This is a genomic window from Agilicoccus flavus, assembly GCF_014857905.1.
Lineage (GTDB): Bacteria > Actinomycetota > Actinomycetes > Actinomycetales > Dermatophilaceae > Agilicoccus > Agilicoccus flavus.
Map to the genome: position 1 here is coordinate 1 of NZ_JACYXE010000020.1, position 24,344 is coordinate 24,344.

Sequence of the window (24,344 nt, forward strand, 5' to 3'; positions counted from 1 at the left end):
TCTTCATCCAGTTCGTCAGGCACGACTCGCTGATGCCGAAATCGGCAGCGACCTGCTTCAGGTGGGCACCCGGTTCACGGTTCCTCGCGACACGCACGACGTCGTCGCGGAACTCTCGGGGGTAGGGCTTCGGCACGGTCTACATCCTTCCAGCGGCACCTCTCAGCACCACAGATCAGATGTCACCCGTTCGTGCAGCAGTCCCGTCCGCCTGGCAGAGGGGCTCGGTGAGCGCGGGCGAGAGCGCCTCCCAGAACCGCGGGGCGTCCGTGTCGGACGGGGCCAAGAAATCACCGGGGCCTTCGCACGGCGGCGGGCGCGGAATCGAGGACGGGGCCGATCCCGCCTACCCTCGGGCGACGCGATCGTGATGAGCGTGCGCATGAGGGCGTTGGCATCACCGCCGTGGGCCGCGAGGAGATGGTCGACGAGGTCGTTCCCCATCGGCTTCCTCGATCCACGCTTGGGAGTTGGCATGGTCACAGCTTCACAGTCGAGCCGGCATCCCGTACGCCTCGAGTCCCGGGGCGACTCAGCTCCGCCGCATGGCTCGATATTGATCGGCTTGCGCGTCGCCCTCCACCGCGGCCCGCGCAACAGTGGCGACGCGCTCGACCCGGCACGCGTCATCGAAATCGCCCCCACCGTGGTTCGTCTCGAACGGCGGCCGGTGGCCAGAAGCTGATGGACTCGTCGCACGCTTCGACCAGGTGGCCGCTCGGTCACAGGGCCACAGTCGACTCGCGGTCAGTCCTCCCACGGGTTCAGCAGGGGCACACCGAAACTCTGGAAATCGGCAGTGTTCCTGGTCACGACGGTCAACCCGTGAACGTGCGCCGTGGCGGCGATGAAGGCGTCCCGGTCAGAGGCAGGGTCGGGCACATGAAACCCGGCCGCACACGTGGCCGCCGCCGCAGTGAGTGGTAGGACACTGTCCTCGAAAGTCGTTCGCACCTCGTCGAGCCACCGTCGCAGTGCGGCTCCCTGCGCGGCGTCCTTGCGCGCGATTCGCTGCACGCCGACCTCGAGTTCGAAAAGCGTGACGGCGCTGATCGCTTCGGTCGCACTCTGCTTCCTCGCCCACCTGGCGAAGCGTGGATCGGCTCGTGGAGACGCGACCTTGCGCAGCTCGCTGACGACGTTCGTGTCGAGGAGGTATCTCATCCGAGGTCGGGAATCCGCGCCTGGACATCAGCGCGGTGCGGCTCGAAGTCGACCTCGTCGGCGTCCGGCATAGCCAGGGCGTCGAAGAGACTGCGTCGGCCGCGGAGACGCTCGAAGGTCTCGATGGACATGAGGACGTGCGACGGGCGACCTCGGTCGGTGATGAAGACGACGTCGGAGTCGGCCGCGCGCTTCGCCGCGCTCGTGCGCTGATTGAACTCCCGAGAGGTCACGCTCGTCATGACTCACCGCCGCCTGTAGACAAGTAGCTACATTCTACGGCTGCTCTTGACGCCCGACAAGTCACCAGGTGGCCGGCTGAGCGGTGGCGGGTCTCATCGCTTCGGCGGCAGCGGCACGATCTGGCGGTCGAGGATGCGGCCGTCGTCGAGGGTGAGCACGCCGTAGGTGCCGTGGGGTTGGCGGCGTTTGTCGGTGGGTGAGCCGGGGTTGAACAGCGCGACGGCGCCGTCCGGCTCGTCGAGGGGGATGTGGGAGTGGCCGAAGACGACGAGGTCGGCGTCGGGGAAGCGGCGGCGCATGCGTCGATCGCGGCCGGTGCGGGGGCCGGTGTCGTGCACCATCGCGAGGCGCACGCCCTCGAGGTCCAACTCGAGGGTCTCGGGGACGCCGCCTCCCCAGGCCGCGACCGGTGGGCCGTCGTTGTTGCCGAGGACCACCCTGACCGGGGCGTACTCGGCGAGGGTGTCGAGCACGTCCGGGGTGCACACGTCGCCGGCGTGCAGCACGAGGTCCGCCTGGCGGAGGGGCTCGACCAGTGCGGGAGGGAGTGCCTTCCAGTGGCGTGGGGCGTGGGTGTCCGACAGGACGAGGACGCGCATCCCCCGATCGTGCCCGATGCGACGTGGGCGATCGGCGCCTCAGCCCCGCTACACCTCGGTGGCGCACGATCAGCGTGCCGTGTCGACGTCCACCGACGCCCGCACGAGCGTAGTGAGGCGCTCGACCCGGCGGGAGTGATCGAGATCGCCCTCGTCATGGTTCAGCTCGAACGGCGCGCAGACGGCCAGGAGCCGATCGACTCGCCGCTCCTCACGGCGACTGGACAACCCCTCGGAGGCCACGTCGCGCAGTGCCGTGGACACATCCCGGCGACCGAGGGAGTCGGAGTCGATCACGGCGGCGGGACCATCGATCCACCCGTCGTCGCCCTCGACGCACCCCTCCATGGCCTGGCAGATCGTCATGTACAAGGCAAACTCGGCGGCCGCGATGGCGGGCACGTGCTTCTCGTGGTCGTCCCACGGGATGGCGGCGGCCTTGTCGATGTAGCGAGCGGCCCTCTCGTCGTCACCCGCAACCAGAGCCCGTCGGGCCTTGACGAGCAGGTTCTCGGCCGAGCGGTAGCCGACGGAGAAGCCGTCCTCCGCGCCAGGACGAAGGAAGCGGGCGCCGAACGCGTTGTGGGGGTTGGGCAGCAAGGTCACGGATCGACGCTACTCGGCACGGTCGACGCGCGCCCCGCACGCGGGGCAGTACCGCTCGGCCCTCGGGTGGGCGCAGGTGGTCTGGTCGAGGTGGGTTCGGACGGTGTCGACGATGAAGCTCAGGTGCTTCACGGGGCGGTTACCCAGGCTGGACTCGCTGCCTTCGGCGATGGTGTCGCCAGCGGCCAGTTCGACGGGCTCGGTGAAGACGAAGCCGCGGCTCACAACTCCTCCACGGGGTCGAAGGTGGGATACCCGAGGGATCTCGCGGCAGCGATCATGCCCGCGTCGTGACTGACGATCGTGGCGTCGAGTCCTGCGGCGATCACCGACCCCAGGTGGATCGCATCCAGCGTCTTCACGTGTGTCTCGATGGCCTCTGCTGCTGCCAGCACTCCCTCGGTCACCGGCACCAGGGCCACCACGTCGAGGATCTCGTCGCGACGATTCACAGGCAGAGCTTCGCGGCGTAGGACCCGGGTCAATTCAGTTCGCAGGATGCGTGAGGAGACGACCACATGCCCGTCGTCTGCGGTCGTGCGGTCGATCCATGCGGCGGCCGAGGGTGAGTGACCCAGGAGCGCCCGGAGGGCGACGGAGGTGTCGAGGTAGAAGACGGTCACCGGTCGCGCTCGTCGGCGAGAAGCTCGTCGATCGAGGTTGCGGTGCGCAACTCGTGCCGGGGCAGGTCCGCGAGGCGTGAGCCGGTCCGCCGCTTGGGTGGCGCCAGATCGAGTTCGTGGGAGCGCGGCACGATGCGGGCGATCTCCCGGTTGTGACGGGTGACCAGGTAGGTCTCGCCGGCCTCCACCTCGGCGAGCATCGTCGTCGGGTTCTGCCGCAACTGGCCCACCGTGATGGTCTTCATGCACCCAGCATAGCCGGATGTCTACGCATGTCTACGGGGTGCTCGGCCGTCCGATCGTGGACAGCGCCCGGACTCAGACCTCCTGGATGCGCCGCAGGTGACGGACGGCCTCGGCGCGGGCGCGGTCCTCGCGCTCGAACACCTCGGCGGTCTTGGCCAGGACGAGCACGTAGGGGCTTCCTGCGCGGCGAGTCGTGTGGGTGACCGGGAGCTCGCGGCTGTCGATCGTCTGGTGGATGTGCTGGCGCTTGTCCTTGGCGATGGGCCACTCCAGCACACGTGCCTCGCGGTCGGCGAGGAAGCCGGCGAGCCGCTCGCACAGGTCGCAGCCGCAGCCGGGCGGTGGAGTTATAGACCAGTCGCCGGTTCGGCGCGTCGGGGCGTCGGCCCTCGACTCGAGGATGGCCGTCGCGATCGGAGCCAATTCACGCATCCCGGCGCGCTCCTTGTGATCCTCGTCCCACGTCTCCGCAGCGGCGAACGCGGCCACGAGAAGGTCGGCGATCGACCCTTCCCCTGCACTCCGGCACCACTGGAGAATCTCCGCCCGGATGGTCTCGTCATCCGCCTCGCTCACGCCACCGAGTACCGCAGCGAGCAGCGTGCCCAAGGACGTGAGTCGCTTCCGGACGGTCGAGGTGGGCGCGGCGGCGAGGGCCGGCTCGATCTGCGTCCGCAGCCACGACCAGGCGGCCTCCAGGACGAGGTGCGCGAGGTCCGACCGCGGGGCGAGCTCGCGGCACAGCGCCGGGAGGCTCTCCACCCAGGGCTCACTCACACTGTGGCGGCCCCATGGCGCGTCGGGTGCGAACCAGTTCGCGACGCGAGCCGCCGCCCAGGCGGGCCCGCGGGTCTCGGCCGCGCCGATCAGGTTCGTGGCAGTCCCGGGCCGAAGATCGTCCAGGAGGAAGGGCGCCACGAGTGCGTCGGCGAGAGCCTCGTCGTCGACGAAGCGGACGAGCGCCAGGGCGAGGTCGAACAGTTCGGTGGCCTGGACCGCGCCCGCGGTCCTCGCAGCCCCCGCGCCATGCACGGTCCGGCTCGGTCGGGAGACGCGGACGATGTCGGGCCACGTCGGGAGCAGACCCCGCAGGTCGCGTGCCACCGCGGCGTCGTCATGGTCGGCGAGGCGGATCAGCAGGAGTCGTAGCTCGCGCCCGGGGGCGGTCTCGGCGCGGTTCGCGAAGGCCAGGTGCGTCGGCCAGACGAGGAGGGCGCCGCGGTGGTACCAGCGGTCGACGGTGTTGCCGTAGTTGCCCATGTACCCCTCGTGTTCGCTGGCGTAGGCGCGCAGTGAACGCGACGGCGTCGTGGCGGCGGCGTCATCGCCGAGCCCGAGGTCCACCTCGACGACGTCGCCGTCAGGCGTCAGCCAGTGCGTGAGGGAGACCTCGGAGTCGAGGAGGTATTCGTCGTCGCTGACGTCGTCCCGCACCTCGTGCACGTCGGCGAGGCCGAGCACCACCTCGCAGCCGGCGCGTTCGGCGGCCTGGGTCAGGACGGCAGCGCGTTCGGCGTCGACGCCCTTGAGCCGCCCGAGGCCCTGCGTGAGTGCGCGGGGCGTGTAGCTGTGGTCGAGCAGGTAGGTGAGCCGGATCGGCGTGCTGGGTGTTCCCCCGTACAGCGGAGCCACGGGGGTGTCGAAGTAGGCCGCGAGCAGGGTCGCCGCGTCGGCGACGGTGTCGCGTTCGACGTTGCGATGGAAGGTGTCGCCGTGTAGGAGGAGGTTGTAGGTGAGGACGACCCGGTGGCCGGTGCGCACGGGCAGCACCTCGTGCAGGGTGTCGGCGTAGAAGGCGACCAGCGTCGTCTCCGTCCGCGAGCCCCCGTAGCGGCGCGCGCCCCCCTCGCCGTGGACGACGAGCTCCCCGCCGGAGAACGGGCACGGCAGCACGACGACGAGTGACGCGACCATCGCGTCGTCCTTCTCCGAATCCTGATGCGGCGCAAAGAACTGGCCGCGCTCGTAGACCAGGAGCGAGTGGAACTGCGCGCTCAACCGGCACGTCGTGGGCAGACCGAGCGCGCTTCGCGCGTCCTCGAGAACGCCACCGAGGCGGCCGTGCCAATCCACCTCGACAACAGGGTCGGGAAAGTGCCAGGTGTGCCGGACCGTGGAGTCGAGGAGCGTGTCCTCACCCTTGCCGAACGGCGCCGGCTCCCCGAACGCGAGGAGCTTCTTCGCCCGGGCCGCCGTCAGTGGGAGCTGCAGCTCGCCGTGCCCGGCGACGGTTACCGTCGGCCCCTCGCGCAGGCCCGAGAGCTGGGCGCTGGAGCGCGCGGATGCCCGCCCACCGAGGAGGCGAGCGAGCTCGTCGGCGTGTGTGCTGCTCATGCGGCGGCTCCAGGGGTCTTGTCTCTTGGTAAGTGACATTGAGACATCCAGCTGCCACAGTGTCTCTTAGCAAGAGACATTGGGACACCCGAGCGAGCACAGACATGACGATCTACGAGACGCCCGAGCCAGACCCCGAGGACCGCCACGCCCTCGACGAGATCCACGAGCTGCGCGAGGAGCTCTCGTCGAACCTCCGCGTGCCCCGACGTTGGACGGGGGCGCTGCGACGGACGACTCAAGCCCGGGCCATCCGCGGCTCCAACACCATCGAGGGGTACGACGTCTCGGAGCAGGACGCCATCGCGGCCGTGGATGACGAGGAGCCGCTCGGCGCCGACGAGCGGACCTGGGCGGAGATCACCGGCTACCGGCGCGCCCTCACCTACGTGCTCACCGCCGCCCCGGAACCCCACTTCCGCATCGACTCCCAGCTGGTCCGGTCGCTCCACTTCATGCTGCTGGAGCACGACCTGTCGAAGGGGCCGGGCCGCTACCGGCCGGGCAGCGTCTACGTGCACGACGAGAGCGACGGCTCCCAGGTCTACGAGGGGCCCGATGCCGATGCGGTCCCGGGGTTGATGAAGGCGATGGCCGGACGGCTCGAGTCGGAACGAGACGTCGATCCGATGATCCGTGGCGCCATGGCTCACCTGAACCTGGTCATGATCCACCCGTTCAGAGACGGGAACGGCCGTATGGCGCGGGTGCTGCAGACGGCGGCGCTGGGGCAGGACACCGTGCTCGAGCCGACGTTCTCCAGCATTGAGGAGTGGTTGGGGCAGAACACGACCGACTACTACCGCGTACTCGCCGCGACGGGACAAGGGGCATGGAACCCGCAGAACGACGCGCATCCCTGGGTGAAGTTCGTGCTGCGGGCACACCACATGCAGGCGCAGACGCTGCGGCGACGGTTCGCCGAAGCCGACGTGCTCTGGCGACAAATCGACGATCTCGTCGCCGAGCATCGACTGCCGGACCGCGTCGGGGACGCCTTGTTCGATGCGCTGCAGGGAGGGCGGGTGCAGCGCCCGTCGTACGTTCGACGGGCAGAGGTCGAAGATCGGACCGGCACGCGCGACCTCGTCCGCCTCACCGAACTCGGGCTGCTCGAGGCGGTGGGCAAGACTCGGGCTCGGCACTACCTCGCCGGGCCGGTGCTGCGGGGCGTGGCCGCGGAGGTGCGGTCCGGGCGGCAGCCGCTCGCCGATCCTTACCCGTGGCTGCAGGGCTGGCTCCGGGGCGAGGTCGACCGCGCGAGTTGAGGCCGCGTCTCTAAGGTGAAGGACTCGCAGGCCCTTGGTGCCGATTCGCCCACACGACAATCGATTTGGACGACTGACCAGCCAAATCGTCCGGCCGATTCGTGGGCGACCGGCTGCCTCACCGTGCGACCATGGCCGAATGCGAGCCGGGGTGGTGCCGTCGTTGGAGAGTGTTGCGCCCGGTTCCCTCGTGGTCGTCCGCGACGAGGAGCGGCTCGCTGCTCAGGTGGGGCAGACCCGCGACGGCACACTCATCACCTGCCAGGGGCTGTCGGAGTCGGCCACTGGCACCAGCGCACAGTTCCCCCAAGGCCTCAACACGATTACCCCGTCCGACCGGCGCCAGACGAAGGCTGGCGCGGAGTTGTCCCGAAACCACCAGAAGGCGCCCCGTGGCTGGAGGCTAAGCGCCGCGACGGCGCGCTGCCATCGACGACGACAACCTCTCGGATACGGGTGCGTATCCTCGCCCACGCCCTCGACCACCATCGTGCCGCGGCCTCACGCGCCCTCGACCAAACCACGCTGCCCCCGCGGCCGCTCTCCGCCGCCGCAAGACTCTGGCTGCACGGCTACGACCAATCGCGAGGGTGACGGGCGACGTTTCATTCAGGAGCTTGAAGCGATAACTAGCGCGTTGACTGACAAAGGTAAGATCTTTTCGGTCGCGCCATATCTTCATGACGAGAAGGGAAAAATGAATGCACATTCTCACTCAGAAGCGAGTCGAAAAGTTCGCTCGAGATCTAGGCTTATCCGACCCACTCGATGAACAGTTTGAATACTATGTGGCCGCCACATACCTCTTCCGATATGTTAAAAACAGCGTGGAGCTACTACAGTCGGTTGTTCTCGGAGGCGGGGAGGATGAAGGTATAGACGTTGGTGCGGTGATCGTGAATGGACAGATTGTGATGGACCCATCTGATATCGATGAATTGATCACTGGCCAAGAGGCCAATTCGGCCAAAGTTGTTTTTCTCCAGGCGAAAACCAGTGAGAAGTTTGACTCCAAACTTATGTCAAAGTTCCTCCACGGGGTTGAGTCAGTGACTCAATACGCGATGCGTCCTGGTTCGATTGCCCTTCCGCCGAGACTCGTAGATTTGGCACTCCTCATTGAGAGGATCGCAGAGAACGGTGACAAATTTCAGGACACCAAGATCCCCTGTGAGTTGTACTATGTAACGTCAAGTGCAGGGGATGGTCGGGAAGCTACGGCCCAGCTGCAGGTTTCGCAGGCAATGGCTCGCATCACCAACCTCGGGGTCTACCCAGATACTCTCAGGCTCCGGGCTCAAGGACACGAGGATCTTGCGGCTAAGCAGAAGGAGAAGTTGGGGCCGCAGAACGTTCAGTTCAACTTTGAAAAGCGGCAGACCATTCCGGACGCAGCGGGAGTCAGCGAGGCCTATATCGGCCTTATCTCGGGAGATCAGCTCTTGAGGCTCTTGAAAGATGAAGGCGAGGTGCGTCCTGGGATCTTTGACGATAATGTCCGACTTCACTTGGGCTACGACAATCCGGTGAATCGGAGGATTTATGAAACGTTGGAATCGGCGAATCGACAGCAGTTCCCATTCTTGAATAACGGCATCACTTTGATTGCAACGAAGCTGCAAGGAAATGGAGACCGTTTCTTCATTTCTGGGTATCAAATCGTGAATGGCGGCCAGACCAGCTATCAAGTCATACGCTGGGCCGGATCCGAGGCAGTCGCAGCCGAACCATCACTATTGTCCAGCCTCTGGGTTCCAATAAAAATCATTAGCTCATCCGATCCGGATGTGCGCTCCCGCGTCGCGGTGGCGACGAACCTCCAATCGGCCATTGGGAACGTCGACATCCAGGCGAGCCTCAAGATGGCTAAGAATGTGGAGGAGTTCTTCGCTCAGACAGGAGCCGAAGGTCTCCGGTACGAACGGCAGGGACGGGGCGCTTCGATAGATTTCCCGCGCACGCGCGTTCTGGGCACGACGGAGTTGAATCGCGCTGTTGCCGCCACCATATTTGGCGAGTCGTCCCGGGCGATTGCCTCTCCGAAAGATCTCGAGTCGGAAGAATCTTTTGTTTGGGGGAGCGCCTATCCGGTTGAGATGTACTACTATGCCGCCTGGATTGTATATAGAATCGAGCGACTCTTCGGCAGGTCGCAGGATCGAGCGGTCCTCAAAGCGGCCAAGTACCACTTGGCGATGATGGTATCGGCGTGCACTTTTCCCGAACTAGTACCCTACTTTGAACAGGAATCGCCGCGTCGCCTACAGGAAGCACTGGCGAAAATGAAGATTTTTCAAGGATCTGACAGGGATGGTAGGACCCAGCAGGCGATCGAAGAAGCGATCGGGTTGGCAGTTGAGTTGTCGCTGAATGAATTCCAGCCAGTGCTGGCTGAGGGGCGCAGTCTACGAAAGGATGACGTAAGGAGTCGCCGGATCCAGGAAGTGCTCCTGAAAAAGATGGCGGATGCGTCGAGACGGTGAAGACAAAGCTGCCGGAGACTAGGGATATCGCATGGAAGCGTGCGCAGTTGGCACGTTTCCGGGGCCCACTCGGAATGTTCCCCCTTCTCTGAACATTGACGAAATGGAATCACTTGAGCTTCGGTGCGGGATCTGCGGTTCGGCAAACGATTCGTCGCACACAAGGGTGCAGCTAGTGGGCCGTGTTTGAAGTTGTTGGATCGGTTGGCTTTCTTGAGGATGTCGTCGGCGGTCTTGGCCCACACGAAGGGGTGCTTGCGGTCGTTCCAGCCGGTGATGAAGGCACAGATCTTGGCGTTGAGGTCGGCCACGGATCGGAAGGTACCGCGGTGGATGGCTTGGCGTTCGATGATGCCGAACCAGACCTCGACGAGGTTGAGCCAGGATCCTGAGGTCGGCGTGAAGTGGACGTGGACGCGGGGGTTGGCGCCCAGCCAGTCACGGACCTCGACCTTCTTGTGCGCGGCGTAGTTATCCATCACCAGGTGCAACTCGCGGTCGGGGTAGTCCTTGGCGACCTGCTTGAGGAAGGCCAGGAACTCCTGGCGGCGATGCCGGGGCTTGCAGGCCGCGGTGACCTGCCCCGTGGCGATCTCCAGTGCCGCGAACAGGGTCGTCGTCCCGTGCCGGCGGTAGTCGTGTGTGCGACGCTGCGGCAGGCCGGGCAGCATCGGCGCGGTCCGGTCCAACGCCTGGATCTGGGACTTCTCATCCACGCAGAGCACGACCGCGTTCTGCGGTGGCTCCACGTAGAGCCCGACGACGTCGGTGACCTTGGCCACCAGCTCGGGATCAGTCGAGAACTTGAACGTCTCCGACCGCCACGGCTGGATTCCGTACTCCATCCACGCCGTGGCCACCGTCTTGTTCCCGATCCCCAAGTGACGGCCCAGCAGCCGCGAGGACCAGTGCGTCACCCCCAGCTTGGCCGGTGGCGGCGCCAGCGTCGCCGCCACGATCTCGCGATGATCCACCTGCCGCGGACGACCCGAGCGCGGCGCGTCCGCCAGCCCCGCCAGGCCGTGCTCGACACCCCCGCCACGTCAACACAGTCCCTCTCGAGACCCCCACACGCGAGGCGATCTGCTCATCGCCCACCCCATCAGCCGCCGCGAGCACGATCCGCGCCCGCTGCGCCAACCCCGCACGCACCGAGCCCGAACGCGTGATCCGCGCCAACTCCTCACGATCCCCATCACGCAACGCCAACGCCGGAGCAGGACGAATGGCCATACCCCATGATCCCGAAACTCGAACCGTTCAAGAACTAACGATACGCTCCACTAGGACTCAAACTCGAAACTGTTCCCTCAGGAGGGCCGCGTCCAGCACGGTGCAGGCATCCTCTCGTCTCACGACGCCATACCCGTCCACGTTTACTTGGCGGATCAGGCAGGAGGCACCGCCTGCGACTCGACTGAGCGGGACGCCCAGGACTTCTGCCATCTCCGCGTCGCTGAGCCGCCCGCCCGGCGCCGACGACATGTGGTCGATCACACGTCGCAGCGTGTCATCGTCCAATACTGTCCGCACAACCTGCTTCTGACGGGCATAAGTGCTCGAGCGAACGACCGCCTCCCCCAAACTCGTCCGGACGGCTGCGGGAGGATCTGGATGATCCGCCGGTTCGTCCTCAGGCGAGGCACTGCTGCTCGACCCAGCCGAAATAGGGGCCGAGGGCCAGCGGGTTGATGGGTGGGGATCCGGCTGACGTGAGGTCTCTCCGGGACTGGCGAAACCGTCGACGGCCGGGCGCTGTTCCGTATGTGGCTGGGGACGCCACTCTGGCTCCGCAGGGCGCGGCAGGTCCGGAGTGGCAGGGTGGGGATCCTGACGCTCACGCGGAAGAATGTCCTGAAGCACATGCATCGCGGCAGGCGGGGCCGCTTGCGAAGGCGCCCACCTGGCAGTTGTCGAGGGATCTGGATGGTGGCTCACGAAGGGCGCGCGGCCGGCGCCGTGGGCGCCACACCTGCATCGATCGGTGTCGAACCACCGCGCCCGCAAGTACGTGGGGTTCACGGCGAGGGCAGCCAAGATGCCAGCCGCCCACAGGAGAAACAGAAAGCCACCGCTCGCGGTGCTCCCCGGCTGCTGGTTCGAGTTCCACATGAAACCGATCACTGAGCCGACGAAGAAGACGACGGTCAAGAGCGCAAAGCTCAGCTTCCGGGCCCGGGCGGCGATGTACCCGAAGCTCACCCAACTGACCATCCCGAGGCCGAGAAGGGCCGGCAGCATCCACAGGCTGTGCCATAGATTCCACGACACCGGCCGACGACACCGGCATCGCAGCTCAGAGCTCAGATGCGGCCTGCTACCCATCTCTACCTCCAGCGAGTTGATGTCCACATCGGCGCAGCGTGCGGACGTTCCAGCCTATCGACGGCCAAGGACTTCCCGGGCCAACTCAAGCGGCAGAAGCTCGGCGAACTTGAGCCCGCGTAACGCGCGCTCGTCGACCGCTGGCGTCACCCCGCCCAGGTCGTCACCGAACCGGCTCCGGGCGGCGCGCACCGCTGAAGCGACCGCGTAGGTATCTGCATCACTCCGCAGCGCAACCTGCAGGTTGTCGTAGGTGGACGTATCGTCCAACAGCTCGGGGGCGACGGCGTCGAGGGCAGCCACGTAGCGGGCGTTCTGGCGTAGGCCAGCCCAGGTCCACCACCGCACTCGGCCGGAGTCCTCCACGATCACTCGGCTCAGCTCGTCCACCTGGTGCCGGCGATCACGCCTCAGGGTGGCGAGCCGGTCCGTGGCTCGGCGCGACAACGAGACCCTTACCGGCGTTTCGCCCAGCAGCACCCGCCGCATGGCGTCGCACAGCTGAGGCGACAGGGCCACCGGTGGGCTGCTCCACTGCACCTGGCCGCCACCTTCAACAGGCTCGACGTAGGCGCGGTGGCGCTTCCAGTCGATGTACGTGACCAGCCACGAGCGTCCGCCCAGCGCGATGACGCGGGGACCGTTCCGTTTCATCGTGAGCGCGATGGGGTCGACGGACCCGACTTCCTCCCGCCCGTTCAGGATCTTCACCTCGGGTGCGGCGAGGAACACGGCCATGAGGTCAAGGAAGTGCCTCCGGCCGAAGCGCCGTTCCGACTCCGGCCCAATGAAGAGCACGTCCCCGTCGACATCGAGGAAACCCGTCTCGATGAGATGCGCCATGACTTCGTCGTACTTAGACCGCGTGGCTAAGGCCAGAGGTGACAGGAGATCCCAGGCATCCCCGCGAGCAATGGTCCCTCGCTGCAACGCCAGGCCCAGGATCTGCTGGCCCACGATGTGCAGAGGCGCCGCAGGGGGTTCGACCGCCTCGACGAACCCCTCGCTCCACAGGAGCAGCAGCCCGCATGCGCGCAGGAAGTCGTCGTCCGTCAGACCGAGGAAGAGCGTGTTCCGCGAGGTCCCGGGCCGCCGCCCTGTCCGACCCAACCGCTGCAGGAATGATGCAACGGTGCGGGGTGAGCCCAGTTGCAGCACCCGGTCGAGGTCGCCCACGTCGATGCCCAGCTCCAGCGTCGAGGTCGACACGATGACGCAGTCGCGCGCCTCGGCGAAGGCAGCCTCGGCTCGACGGCGCTCATCCAACGACAGCGAGGAGTGGGAGACGAAGGTCTCGGTCCCGTTGTCGCGAAGCGCCACCGACATCTGCTCCACCGTGCGCCGGGAGTCGGCGAACACGAGCCGCTTCTCGCCCTGATGGAGCTGGGCGACGACGGTGGCTGCATTGGGGACCGTCCCGACGAAGTCGAGGCCGACTTCAGGATCTACCGCCCCCGGGGTCACCGGTGCCACGACCGTGGCGACAACCTCTCGCGCGCGATTGCTCCCCTGAAGCCAAGCCAGCAGGTCGCGAGCATTCCCGACCGTGGCAGAGCATCCAACTCGCTGAAGCGGACGCCCCGCGAGAGCAGCGACCCTCTCCAGCACAGCCAGGAGATGCCAACCCCGATCGTCCCCGGCGAAGGCGTGCACCTCGTCGACGACCACCGCCCGCACCCCGCTGAAGAAGTCCGACGGGTCGTAAAGGGTCGACACGAGCAAGGATTCGATCGACTCCGGTGTCGTGAGCAGGATGTCGGGCCGGTCGATGGCCTGCCGCCGCCGGGCACCGGCCCCGACGTCGCCGTGACGAACGGCTGCAGTGCGCCCCAACCAACCCGCGTAGGCGGCAACGCGAGGATGCAGATTATTCAGCAGCGCCTTGAGCGGGCAGACATACAGAACCGAGGTACCCGACCAGTCCTCCTCGTCCATCCGCGTGAGGAGTGGAAAGAGCGCGGCTTCGGTTTTGCCCCCGGCGGTCGGTGCGAGGAGCAGTGCGTCGTCGCCGCGCAGAATGGGGGCGATCGAATCCTCCTGCAGCGCCCGGAGCGCCGGCCAGCCGAGGGTGTTGACCACGTGGTGCTGCACCACGGGATGGAGCCGGTCGAAGCCAGTGGCCGACGTCATTGTTGCTCCAGTTGGTCCGCCGTGACCGCCCAGCCCTGTCGACGCATCCAGGCAAGAAGCCGCGGCCACCTGTCGTCGCCCAAGCGCCATCGCTGGGCGAGCATGCCGTCGAGCGCCGCCGCGGCCACTTCCGGATCGACACCCACCGCGTTGGCCGTGAACTCACCGCACCCCTGGAAGTCGAGCCTGCTCACCCACGGCTCTCCGAGGCCCTGGCCCTCTTCCCGAAGCCCGACATCCTCGGTAACGACAACATCGGCGTGACCGAAGACCGCCGCCTGCACGACATGGCGGTCCTTGGCGTTGATGCGGGATAGCGCCTCGAAATCGAGGTCGGCCGGCACCGGGACCACCGCCTCGGGAAAGGCCCTGGCCATGGCGTCGCGCAGGCGATCACGCGCCGCATCGTCCATGGAGTCCGGTAGGTGGCGACGCACCTCCTCGAGGATCCGCTCGGACCACAGGGGCCGGTAGAGGTTGGCTTCCGCCAGCGTCAGCAGCACGTCTCGCTCGCGCGCGCGCACCAGAACAACGGCATCCAGTACCGCAGTGAAGCTCACGGCCGGCCACCCGAGACGTCGAACGACATCGCTCAGATGTCGTCGTCGTAGAGACCGGCCTCAGCGGTGACGCGGGCGAGGTCATCCAGGGCGGCTCGCCGCTCCGACAGGCGTCGCTCGGCGAACGTGAGCACATCCGCCGTCTTGATCCGACGGTGCGTCCCGACATATCGGCACGGCAGCCGACCTTCATCCACCAGGCGACACACGTAAGTCCGCGAGACGCCCAGCATCTTCGCGGCCTGGCCCGTCGTCACGTCTTCGTCAACCGCCCCGATGACCACCCCTCCGCGATGCGTCAGCAAGGTGAGCGTCTCGGCCAGTGCTTCAGCGATCTCCGGCGGCACGTCGGCACTCCGTCCGCCGATGCTCACCTGGATGCGACTCCCGGCCCGTCCGGCATCGCGCGCAGCGCGAGCCAGACCCGCCACGGACTCGTGCAGGTCGTTATCGGCGGTCGTGCTGAATGTGTGGGTGCCCGTGACGGTCATGGCGTGTCCCTTCCTTGGACCCATCAGCCTACGCGGCAAACGCCGTAAAGCCAACTAGGTTGCGCTTATCAGCACTACCCCAGGTCGAGGTCGATGTCGTCGGGCCCAGCGGCGCCCGGCAGTCGCGCCCCAGCGGCCCCCCGCTCCGCGTCGGTCAGCTCCTCGGCTCCGACGGTCACGGCGTAGTGCCGGCGCGGATCGAAGTCGTCGAACTGGTCCACGCGGTCCAGCACGTCCCCGACGAGCTTCTTGAGGAACAACCGGGGCGCGACGCCGACGCGCCCACCGAGCGTGCCGCTGACCCCGTCAGCAAGATCGCCCAGGTAGGTGTCGTCGACGACGTGCACAAGCCGATCCGCCGTGCCTTGCCCGGAGGAGTAGACACCTCGCACGCGCTGACCCACCTCGATGAGCGAGTCGCGCGAGAAGCCTGGCAGGCGCACCTGGACGGCGCGGGGGTTGTCGAAGCGTGCGTCGGTCGTGAAGTCGGTGGCCAGTCGCCCGGCCAGCGGGTTGAGCCGCTGCACCCCCGACGGCCCGTCGAAGAACGCCGGCGTGCCGGTGATGACGAGGTACAGCCCAGGGAACCGACCGGAGTCGATCTCGTCGATGAGCTGGCGGAGCGCATTGAGGGCCTTGTCCCGCACGTCGCCACGCATGCGCTGCAGCGTCTCGACCTCATCGAGCACGAGCAGCAGCCCCGGGTGACCCGCGTCGCGCAACACCACCAGTAGGCCCTGGAGGAAGCCCAGGGCGCCGAAGTGGTCCATGTCGCCACGCACACCCGCAGCCCGCTTGGCCGCTGCGGCCACGTGCGGCTGTCCGCCCATCCATGCGGCGAGCGCATCGGCCGTCGCGTTGTCGCCGGCGCCCGCGGCGGAGCGGTAGGCACGCAGCGCCAGCGAGAACGCCGGGGTCCGGGTGGACACCCCCGCGAGTCGCTTCTCCATCAACTCCGACACCGCGGCGTCGAAGGCCCCCGCGCCGGCGCTCTCCAGCTCGGGCCGCTCCCGGATGACGTCCTCTTCGACGGTGTACAGCCACGAGTCGAGCACCGACCGAAAGGCGCTGGGCGGCAGGGATGCCGTGCGCAGCGTCTCGGTAATCCGGCGGTACACGGTTTCGAGCTTGTGCAGCGGGGTCTCTGTCTCGGAGATCTGCACCTCCGCGGCGGCGAACCCGCGCCGCATGGCGCGCTCCGCGAGGTGCCGCGTGAAGAACGTCTTCCCGGAGCCGTACTCGCCGCGCACAGCCTTGAAGCCGGATCCGCCGCCGGCCACCGCGTCGAGCTCGCCGTCGAGGGCCGCGTCGAACCGTGCGAGACCGACGGCCAGAAGGTCGAGCCCGTTCTGGGGCACGGTCCCGCGACGCAGCGCATCGATGACCTCGCGGCGGCGGCGAGGGGAGACGTCAACGGTCACGATTCACTCCGAACTGTTCACACAGCAGATCGACGTCGAGCACGAGCGTCTGAGCGTCGCCGTCGAGCCGGAGCACCGGGTAGCCGTCGACGTTGAGGATCTGCTTGGCCTGCTCCTGCGCCCCCCGCAGCCGCGCCAGCGAGACACCCAACGTCTGCGCGGCCGTCACCGGCGGCAGCCGATGACCGCGAGCCGCCGCGAACTCGTCGATGAGCGCGGCCAGGGCGCTTTCCTTCATCGTCAGGCGGGCATTGAGCTCTGTCTGCCGCTGGTACACCTCGGACTCGACGACCGCCATCCCCAGAGTTCGGCTCTGTTCCGGTGGCTCGGGGGCGATGTCGAACAGCGCGGGGCCCGGATCCGCCGTGCGCGGGCGGCGCCCTCGCGCAGGCGCTGCAGCCGGGGCGCTCGCCGGCGCCACCACCGGAGCTGTCACCGGCCCACTCCACCAGCGCGGTTGCTGGGGAGGCAGCTCGTCGCCGTCCGCGATCTCAGCGGATGCGGGGCGAAGCACGAGCACGGGCACGACCACCTCGGCCGGGTGGGCACCTCCGTGGTAACCGGCCTTGAGGGGGCCATAGCGCACGCGTTCGCTCACGGCGAGCACCGCGCGATGGTCATCGGACACCACGCGACGACCCTCGACGAGGATCTCGTCGCCGTGCCTCACCTCGCCCCCGCTCTCCCGGCTGCGATTGCTCGTGGCGACGGTTCCCGGGCTGAGGTGCCGCCCGTCGCGGCGTTCGACGATGTGGCCGTGATCGCCGGTCAGGACGACGGTGCGACCGGCGGAGGCGGCCCGGAGCAGCAGCGGTTCAAGGTGCTTGATCGAGTCGGCGGTCCACGTCGCACCACCGGGGTCGCTGCGGTCAAGGGCGTCGTCGATGGTGTTGAGGACGACCCCAACAACGGGCGTGCCGCCGGTGTCGTCGATGGCGGCGGCGACCTCCGGTGAGACGGCCCACCCGCGTCGCGTCTGGTCGACCGCGGCCTTGTGGAACAGCCGCGCCTTGTGCTTGAGCCGCGCGGCGACGAACGCCGTGAAACCCTCTCGCTCGACGGCCTGCTCGCCGGAGGTGAGGCGGCCGGTGAAGAGAGACGCGCGGCTGATCGTCGTCAGCGTGGGCAGGACCGCGACGGCGCCGGCTCGACGCGAACCCTCCGGAGATCCCGGCACCCGCACCTCCTGCCAGCGCAGGCGCCCGACGGCGTCGTCGGCGATCGAGGTGGCGGAGGCGACGCTCATTCCGTCGAGCAGCACGAACAGCACCCCCGACGGCCCAGCCTGGGTCGACACGGGGGCGAGGACGGTCTCGAGGAGGTTTTCGATCGGCCAGATGCGCGCTGCCTCGGGGCCGAAGGCTCCGGATCGGCCGGCGTCGTCTCGCGTCGCCGCCGCAAGTGCGGTGGCGAAGTGACGTGCCTCCTCCTCGCGGCGCTCCAACGCCCGGTGAACCATGTGCTCGATGCCGCGTGCCGTCGTCGTTGTGTCGTCGACGCCCACCGAGGCGGCGTTGAGGGCGACATCGACCCAGCCGCCGACGTCGAGGTGCGCTCGGCTGTGTCGGGCGAGCACCTCGCCGCTGTCGCCGCCCGCCGCTATTTCTGCCGTGGGGGTCGATACCCAGCGGGCCAGCCGGGTCGCGGCACGCAGCGCGTCGTTGTCGGCGCGGAAGCGCTCCACGAGTCGGTGACGTTCGAGAGCCGCCCAGGCGGCTTCGACCTCGGCGAGGGTGCCCGACTGGTCCATCGCCGTCAGCGCGCGAGCCAGCGTCCGGGCACGGCGCGAATGCGACGAGGGCAGCAGGTCCGACAGCTCCGCCAGCTCGGCGCCCCCCACCTTCTGCAACAGCGAGTCGGCACGGTCGATGAGGCGCAACGCCGTCTCGTGGTCCCGACGGGAGCCGGCGAGCAAGCGGGTGAGCCCGTCGGTGGCCGCGGCGCCGAACGCACGCGTCACCTCCGCGTCGGGTCGGTCATGACCCCACCACTCCTCGCATCGGGCGAGGGCGACCCGGGCATCCACCCGCTCGTCGGCGCTCTGCTGTGCCTCGTCCGTCAACACTCCCAGGACGATCCCCCGGGCGGCCAGGTCGGGGAGGACGTCTGCCTCGAGGAGGGGGCGAACCGCCGCCCGAGATGGCCCGGTCGATTCCGCCAGCCGGTCGAGGCAGGCCTCGGCGAGGCGGTCACCGGCCACATCACGGAGACGGGCGATGGCGGCAGCCGACTCATCGGCGACACTCCACGCGAGGAGCTGGGAGAGGTCCTGAGACGTGTCCACGTGCAGGCTCGACTCCAACACGCTGTCGAGCGCGTGCTCCCGAGTGAGCACGCCGCCGGGCGCGGCCGGCCACCCCCCGGAGACGGGCGTCGCCGAGAGGAGCCCCATGGCGATGCGCCGAGCGTCGGGCATGGACGTGAGCGAGGGCGCGAGCTGAGTCGCCCGAAAGGTCTCGGACACCGACTCCCACACGTCGACCCCGCGGACGCGGCCGGTCGCGAGGTGGGCGAGGACACCAGTGCCGAGGTCGTTGGCGTCGCGGTCGGTGAAGATGACGAGCCACTCGTCGTCCGCGCGCTGCCGGAGCTGCTCGCGCACCTCGAGCGCCGACACGCACGTCGCCGTGCGGATCGGCACATCGTTCGACGACGACCCGGACCAGCCGACCGACGTGGGGACCGCACGCACCGCGACCGCTCCCGGGGGGAAGCCGCGCTCCGCCAACTGATCGACGGTCGTGCGGATGATCGCCGGGCCCACCGCGGGCGGCGGCGCCGGAGCGTCCGTCATTCGACGACCCTCCACGTCACCTCGAAGCGCCGACCCGGCTGCTGCGCCAGGGCCCGCTCCAGCGACGCCACGATCTCCGCTGCCGAACCCTGGGCTGTGCCGGCCCCGTTCCCGAGCTCAGGGCCCGACGGTGGCGATGTTGGCTCACCCTTGCGCTCAGTCTGATCCGGGGCTGTGACCGGCCCACGGTCGAAGCGTGCGAACGCGAACACGTCGTCGTCAAGGATGCGCAGTGCCTCAGCGATGGACTGGTCCTTCTCCTCCGCCCGGAGGCGGCGAGAAAAGTCGTTGAGCAACCTCGCCGCGAACTCGGCGCGCTCGCCCTCGCCGTCTCGCGCGCTCAGCGCATCCGCCAACCGGTCCCACCGGAACCCGCGCACCGCGGAGGCGACCGATCCAGCCATCACGAGGGAGCGCCCCGCCGAGGCCGGGTCGTTCCCCAGGTCGACGGCCGCCAGCGCGCGCACCAGGTAAACCCCGCCAAGGACCGCGAGCTGGTCGACGATGGCGTTCGTCGTCCGAGCCGTCCGAAGCCTCGGCGCGTCCTCGGAGTCCGAGACACCGGCCCGCCGGAAGGCGTCCTCGAGACTGCCCACGAGCGCTCGGGCAGGTTCGCGTAGCCCGCCGGCGCGCTCCCGCACATCCGACGCGAGGCTGGCCACAGCCTGCGGCGTGAGAAAGCGGTGGGCCGTGAGACCGAAGACGAACCCGGCGGCGGACCGGGCCGCCTCCCACTCCTCCGCGGTCGGCATCTCCTGGGTTCGCAGCTCCATCGCCGCGTTGAGCTCGCCGGGGTTGGGCCCGACCGATTGCGCCACACCGTGGGCGAACCACACGCGTTGCCGCAGTGCCGCCCACGCGATGATGACGAGGTCGGCAACGGGATCGGTGAGGCCTCGGCCCAACGCCTCGAGCCACCCGCGGGCCTCCGACACGGTGACGGGTTCGTCGGGCGATCCGCGGCGGGCGAGGGCCTTGTCAAGATCGGTCGCCCACGGCAGGTACGGATCACCGAGCACGTAATGGGTCTCGCTCACCTGCCCGATCTGGGCCGGGTTGGCGACGCGTCGCAGGATCCGAGCATCTCCGTCGATCGGCACGCGGCGGTCGGGGTCGTTCATCGCGGCGTCGATGTGCCGCTTGACGAGCGCGAGGTCCCGGTTGCGGACGAGCGCGCCGTCGAGGTCGAACCGCGGGTGATCGGGGTAGGTGCGGTCCCAGGCCTGCTCGACGAGGTGGTCGAACGCCTTCCCGAGGGTCGCCCCCACGGGCCGCTGCGGGGTGAACGACCGCGCGAGGGAGAAGAGCTCCCGATCGTGGGCCGGATCGTCGACGAGGTTCGCCCGGCCGGGGGTCGCGGCACCGTAGGCCTGCTGGATCGCGTCGCCGATCGTGCGCAGCAGGGTGTTGCGTTGACCCTCGAGGATGTTCTTTGCGAGCACGCGGTCCTGCTCGCGCAGGTGGTTGGCGTGCTGCTCCCATCTTTCCCCTTGGCCGCCGAGCAGCCAGTCGAGGACCACGAGCCGGGACAGGTCCCGCATCCGCGCCTCGGAGAGGAAGTGCGGCAGCCACACGATGGTGCGGCTGTTGATCTCGCGGGCGTTGAGAAGGTGGAACCGGTCGATGTCCTCGCTCGCGGAACGGCCCAGCTCGTCGAACGGGAAGTCGACGACGAGCCGCCACGTGTCGGGCGCGGCCCGGAACCGGTCGTCGGGCAGCGACGTGACGTCGCGGACGTTGCCGAAGACGATGTCGACGGCGCGGGAGGTGCCGCGCCAGATCGTCGAGCGTCGGTAGGCGCCTTCGAGGTCGGGCTCGGCGGCGGGGTCGATGCCGAACTCCGTCTTGACGAGCCGCTGGATGAGCTGACGCCGCCGGCCTCCGTTGTCCTCGATCGAGGCCTTCTGCACGATCGACTCGTAGTCGACGTCGGTGAGCTGCACGGCGATGGTCGGCTCGCGGGAGCTGAGGTCGACCTGGATCTCCGGGACGTCGGCGGCCCACGCCTTGACCTTCGACAGGGCGGCCTGCGCCTCGGCCCCCGGGATCGGCGCGACGATCGAGCCGTGGTTGAGAGCGGCGAGGCGTCTCGGGGTGAGGTTCTTCAGCGCCGGGACCTTGGGGGCCACCGCCGAGAGGATGAGCGTCTTGCCGAGCCGGACATCCGCGCGGTAGACGCTCGGCAGGTCGGCTCGGTCGACGTCGGCGCTGTTCAGGCCGTGAATCGACAGGATGGCGGGGTGGAGCTTGTTGTGCCACACCTCGCGCGCGGAGGTGAAGAGAGCCGCGGTCGTCGAGTCGAGCGGGTCGTTACCGAGCACGACGAGGTCGAAGCAGTCGCCGACGGGGATGACGTCGTCGACCGTGAGGTCGTCGCGTCGGTCGACGAGGAGCTTCTGCATGACTTTGAGCGCGGTCCGTTCGCGTTGCATGGCCGCGGCGAGGGAGCGCATCGTCGACACGAGCGCCGGCGAGAACGGGTAGGTGAGCTTGAATGCGGCCTCGTCGGAGCCGCGGTGGCGCTCGTCGGTGTTGGCGTTGTCGAGCAGGGTGTCCCACACGCCGGGGGTGCGGTCGATCCGGGCGAACGCCGAGCTGATCTGGGCATCGGCCGCGGCGTCCTTGGGGAGCAGGAGTCGCTGATGGGCGACGTACGGCAGGTTGACGTCGCCGAGCTCGACCGAGGAGAAGCGGCCGCTCTGGTAGGCGAACGCGTTCTCGAGCGCCGCCTGCTCGGCGCCGCTCGCGCCGGAGTCGGCGAACCACCGGCGCAGGTCCATCTGCCGTGCGATGAACGAGACGAGGGGGATGTCGCGGCGCCCGGCGCCGGCCTCGACGAACTTCGTGAGCTTCTGGGACTCGCGGCGGAAGAAGGCGGGGTCGTTGACGGCAAAGGCGAGCCAGAGGATGAGCTCGTCGAGGAAGAGGACGACGGCGTCGTAGCCGAGGGACTTCGCGTGCCGGGAGATCTCGTTGAGGCCGGTGTCGATGTCGACGTAAGCGGCGCCGCTCGTGAACGACGAGAAGTACTCGCGCACGAGGGCATCGACGAGGCGAGCGCGCTTGTCGTCGCCATGGGGCGCGCGGCGAGCCTCCTCGTAGGACTGGGCCGTCCACGCGGGGGACGCGCCGAACGACCCCCAGCCCGACGACGCCCCCGTTGAGGCGCTGCTGCCGAGCCCGGTGAAGAACTGGTCGTCACCCATCTGGCCGCGGAGGCGGTCGGCGTTGGCGAGGAGCTCGTCGCTGCGGTGCAGGCGGGGGAGCTCGCTGTCGGGGTGAAGGCGCCGCACCTGCTCGATGTACTGATCGAACACCCGCTCTTCGAGGCTCGTCGCGCCCAGGAGGTGGAACGCGAGGGGCAGCACGCGGCGCCCCACGAGGGCGGGGTCGTGGCGGGCGATGACGTCGCGCAGCTCGGCCTTGTCGCGGGCGGCCGGGTCGTGGCGGAGGATCGCGTGGAGCACCGCCATGAAGTGCGACTTACCGGACCCGAATGAGCCCTCGAGGAACGCGCCGGCGCTGTTCCCGGTCGTCAGGGCCTGGCCGACGAGGTTGAGGGCCCGGTCGAAGGCGTCGACGAGCTGGTCGGTGACGACGTAGTCCGCCAGTGCGGCGGCGGCGTGGTCGCCGACGCTCTCGCTGAGCTTGAGGACGTAGTCCTCGTCGCCCACCCGTTCGGGAATGTCGATGAGGTCGCGCAGCAGGGTGCTCAACGGGTCTCCTCGGTGCGGGGCGGGGTCGGGCCGCTCCGGGTCGTCGGGCGGCGGGGGTGGTTGCCGGTCATGTGGCCTTCTTGCGCCGGCCGCGCGGTGACGCGGGCGGCGTCCAGTCGAGCAGTTGGGCGCAGGTGAGCGACAACCGGTGGAGGTGGTCGTCGAGGGTGGCGCGGAGAAACTCGGCGAGATTGATGCCGTTCGCGTCGGCCTCGTCGTGCCACTGGTCAACCCACGGCTCGAGCTCAGCCATGCCTGCGACCAGGGGGGTGAGCCGCTCGTCGCTCACGCCCTCAGCGGTGCGGGCGTTGATGATCGTCGCGAGGGCGAGGGACTGCTGGGCGTGATCCCAGCCGGCCCACCCGAGCAGGGTCGAGGGGTCGGTCTCCCGATTGCCGCCGGGGTAGGAAATGAACCGCTCTTTGGGGACGTCGAGCTTGCCGCGATGGGACCAGTACGACGTCTTGCGGAAGTCGGCGGTCGTGTACTTCGGCGGGACGGGGATGTCGCCGACCTTCTCCCCACGGTCCTCGGCGCGTTGAAGGTCCCACGTGCGCTCCCACTCGCGCCGCTTGCGGAGACCGGGTTCTTTGAGGCGCCAGGATGCAAGGTAGGGGACGTGCTCGGTACCGAGCAGCTTCTCCAGTGCCGCGGCGACGTCGATGTCGTGCTGACCGGCCCACAGTGAGAGGGTGGAGCGAAGGTCCTCGTCGCGCGCCACCTCATCGGCGAGCGCGGACACGGACATCGCCCGTGGCCGACCGGCGGCATCGAACCAGAAGCGCTTGTCTTCGAGCCGGTCGAGCAGCCACCCGCGGAGCGCCTTCTCAACGCGCTTGTCCCACGGCTCGGTGGCCCAGCGACGCTTGTACTCGGGGCGCTCCAGCAGCCCGATGAACCGGTCGCTCTCGATGAGGTCGAGCCGCCGCTGGACGAGCGCGCGGTACGTCTCGGGCCAGTGGGTGGGGATCTCCGTCACGGGCTTCGAGCTGTGTCGCTCGAACCAGGCCGAGGACTCCTGCCCGGCCACGATCTTGCGGGCGAGGGCGATCTCGAAGGCACGCTCACCGAGAGCTACCTCGGGGAGCGTCTCGGACTCGGGCAGCGTGAGGTCCTCGTCGAGGAGCCCGTAGAGCCGGTAGGTCTCCCAGTCGATCTCCTCCTGCAATGCGATCATGCGGCACCGCGCTTCTTCCTCCTCCTTGGCCATGCGAGCGATCAGCCCTGATCCACCGGCTGCGGTGGGGTCTGTGAGCGTGGCGTAGAACGAGGTGCCCTCCTGAGCAGGGAAGATGTCGATTGCGACGTCGTCACCCAACCGCTCACGAGAGGCACCTCGTA

Annotated in this window: 18 protein-coding genes and 1 pseudogene; 2 read left to right on the forward strand and 17 right to left on the reverse strand. The window is 68.3% G+C overall.

The window, feature by feature from the left end; genetic code table 11:
* Window positions 1-747 precede the first annotated feature (747 nt).
* The 8 genes from ICW24_RS18550 to ICW24_RS18585 all read right to left on the reverse strand — a co-directional run bounded on the left by ICW24_RS18550 (window position 748) and on the right by ICW24_RS18585 (window position 5,815).
* Window positions 748-1,164 (reverse strand): type II toxin-antitoxin system VapC family toxin, encoded by a 417-nt coding sequence (locus ICW24_RS18550; protein WP_226347213.1) that lies wholly within the window; start codon window positions 1,162-1,164, stop codon window positions 748-750.
* Window positions 1,161-1,406: a type II toxin-antitoxin system prevent-host-death family antitoxin gene (locus tag ICW24_RS18555; protein ID WP_226347214.1), complete on the reverse strand. Its 246-nt coding sequence runs from the start codon at window positions 1,404-1,406 to the stop codon at window positions 1,161-1,163. The genes ICW24_RS18550 and ICW24_RS18555 overlap by 4 nt, the downstream gene beginning before the upstream one ends.
* Window positions 1,407-1,499: 93 nt before the next feature.
* Window positions 1,500-2,006, reverse strand: coding sequence for a metallophosphoesterase family protein (locus ICW24_RS18560; RefSeq protein ID WP_226347215.1), 507 nt, complete (start codon window positions 2,004-2,006; stop codon window positions 1,500-1,502).
* 69 nt (window positions 2,007-2,075) lie between these two features.
* Entirely contained in the window at window positions 2,076-2,612 is a 537-nt protein-coding gene (locus tag ICW24_RS18565) for a hypothetical protein (protein ID WP_226347216.1), read from the reverse strand.
* A gap of 9 nt (window positions 2,613-2,621) precedes the next feature.
* Window positions 2,622-2,837, reverse strand: coding sequence for a hypothetical protein (locus ICW24_RS18570; RefSeq protein ID WP_226347217.1), 216 nt, complete (start codon window positions 2,835-2,837; stop codon window positions 2,622-2,624).
* Complete coding sequence (locus ICW24_RS18575; protein WP_226347218.1) at window positions 2,834-3,235, reverse strand: PIN domain-containing protein; 402 nt, start codon at window positions 3,233-3,235, stop codon at window positions 2,834-2,836. Before ICW24_RS18575 ends, ICW24_RS18570 begins: the two co-directional genes overlap by 4 nt.
* Complete coding sequence (locus tag ICW24_RS18580; protein WP_226347219.1) at window positions 3,232-3,480, reverse strand: type II toxin-antitoxin system Phd/YefM family antitoxin; 249 nt, start codon at window positions 3,478-3,480, stop codon at window positions 3,232-3,234. Before ICW24_RS18580 ends, ICW24_RS18575 begins: the two co-directional genes overlap by 4 nt.
* Before the next feature lie 73 nt (window positions 3,481-3,553).
* Window positions 3,554-5,815, reverse strand: coding sequence for a 2OG-Fe(II) oxygenase family protein (locus ICW24_RS18585; protein WP_226347220.1), 2,262 nt, complete (start codon window positions 5,813-5,815; stop codon window positions 3,554-3,556).
* Between the two features lie 104 nt (window positions 5,816-5,919).
* Between ICW24_RS18585 and ICW24_RS18590 the strand changes: the two genes are divergently transcribed.
* Complete coding sequence (locus ICW24_RS18590) at window positions 5,920-7,083, forward strand: Fic family protein (protein ID WP_226347221.1); 1,164 nt, start codon at window positions 5,920-5,922, stop codon at window positions 7,081-7,083.
* Window positions 7,084-7,784: 701 nt separating this feature from the next.
* Window positions 7,785-9,566: an AIPR family protein gene (locus ICW24_RS18595; protein WP_226347222.1), complete on the forward strand. Its 1,782-nt coding sequence runs from the start codon at window positions 7,785-7,787 to the stop codon at window positions 9,564-9,566.
* Between the two features lie 191 nt (window positions 9,567-9,757).
* Here ICW24_RS18595 and ICW24_RS18600 read toward each other — a convergent pair.
* The 9 genes and pseudogenes from ICW24_RS18600 to pglX form a co-directional block, all read right to left on the reverse strand.
* Window positions 9,758-10,799, reverse strand: a pseudogene (locus ICW24_RS18600) (IS630 family transposase); the annotation flags it as partial.
* Window positions 10,800-10,856: 57 nt separating this feature from the next.
* Window positions 10,857-11,891, reverse strand: a complete 1,035-nt coding sequence (locus ICW24_RS20020) for a hypothetical protein (protein WP_504739328.1) — start codon at window positions 11,889-11,891, stop codon at window positions 10,857-10,859.
* A gap of 54 nt (window positions 11,892-11,945) precedes the next feature.
* Entirely contained in the window at window positions 11,946-14,021 is a 2,076-nt protein-coding gene (locus ICW24_RS18605) for a DEAD/DEAH box helicase (protein ID WP_226347223.1), read from the reverse strand.
* On the reverse strand, window positions 14,018-14,581 hold the full coding sequence (locus tag ICW24_RS18610; RefSeq protein WP_226347224.1) for a PIN domain-containing protein: 564 nt from the start codon (window positions 14,579-14,581) through the stop codon (window positions 14,018-14,020). Before ICW24_RS18610 ends, ICW24_RS18605 begins: the two co-directional genes overlap by 4 nt.
* Window positions 14,582-14,613: 32 nt before the next feature.
* Complete coding sequence (locus ICW24_RS18615) at window positions 14,614-15,072, reverse strand: helix-turn-helix domain-containing protein (RefSeq protein ID WP_226347225.1); 459 nt, start codon at window positions 15,070-15,072, stop codon at window positions 14,614-14,616.
* Window positions 15,073-15,146: 74 nt separating this feature from the next.
* Complete coding sequence (brxD, locus tag ICW24_RS18620; protein WP_226347226.1) at window positions 15,147-16,493, reverse strand: BREX system ATP-binding protein BrxD; 1,347 nt, start codon at window positions 16,491-16,493, stop codon at window positions 15,147-15,149.
* On the reverse strand, window positions 16,483-19,287 hold the full coding sequence (pglZ, locus tag ICW24_RS18625) for a BREX-2 system phosphatase PglZ (RefSeq protein WP_226347227.1): 2,805 nt from the start codon (window positions 19,285-19,287) through the stop codon (window positions 16,483-16,485). Before pglZ ends, brxD begins: the two co-directional genes overlap by 11 nt.
* Window positions 19,284-23,003 (reverse strand): DUF6079 family protein, encoded by a 3,720-nt coding sequence (locus tag ICW24_RS18630; protein ID WP_226347228.1) that lies wholly within the window; start codon window positions 23,001-23,003, stop codon window positions 19,284-19,286. Before ICW24_RS18630 ends, pglZ begins: the two co-directional genes overlap by 4 nt.
* A gap of 67 nt (window positions 23,004-23,070) precedes the next feature.
* Window positions 23,071-24,344: BREX-2 system adenine-specific DNA-methyltransferase PglX (gene pglX / locus ICW24_RS18635; protein WP_226347229.1), on the reverse strand; the 1,274-nt coding region annotated here is incomplete at its 5' end.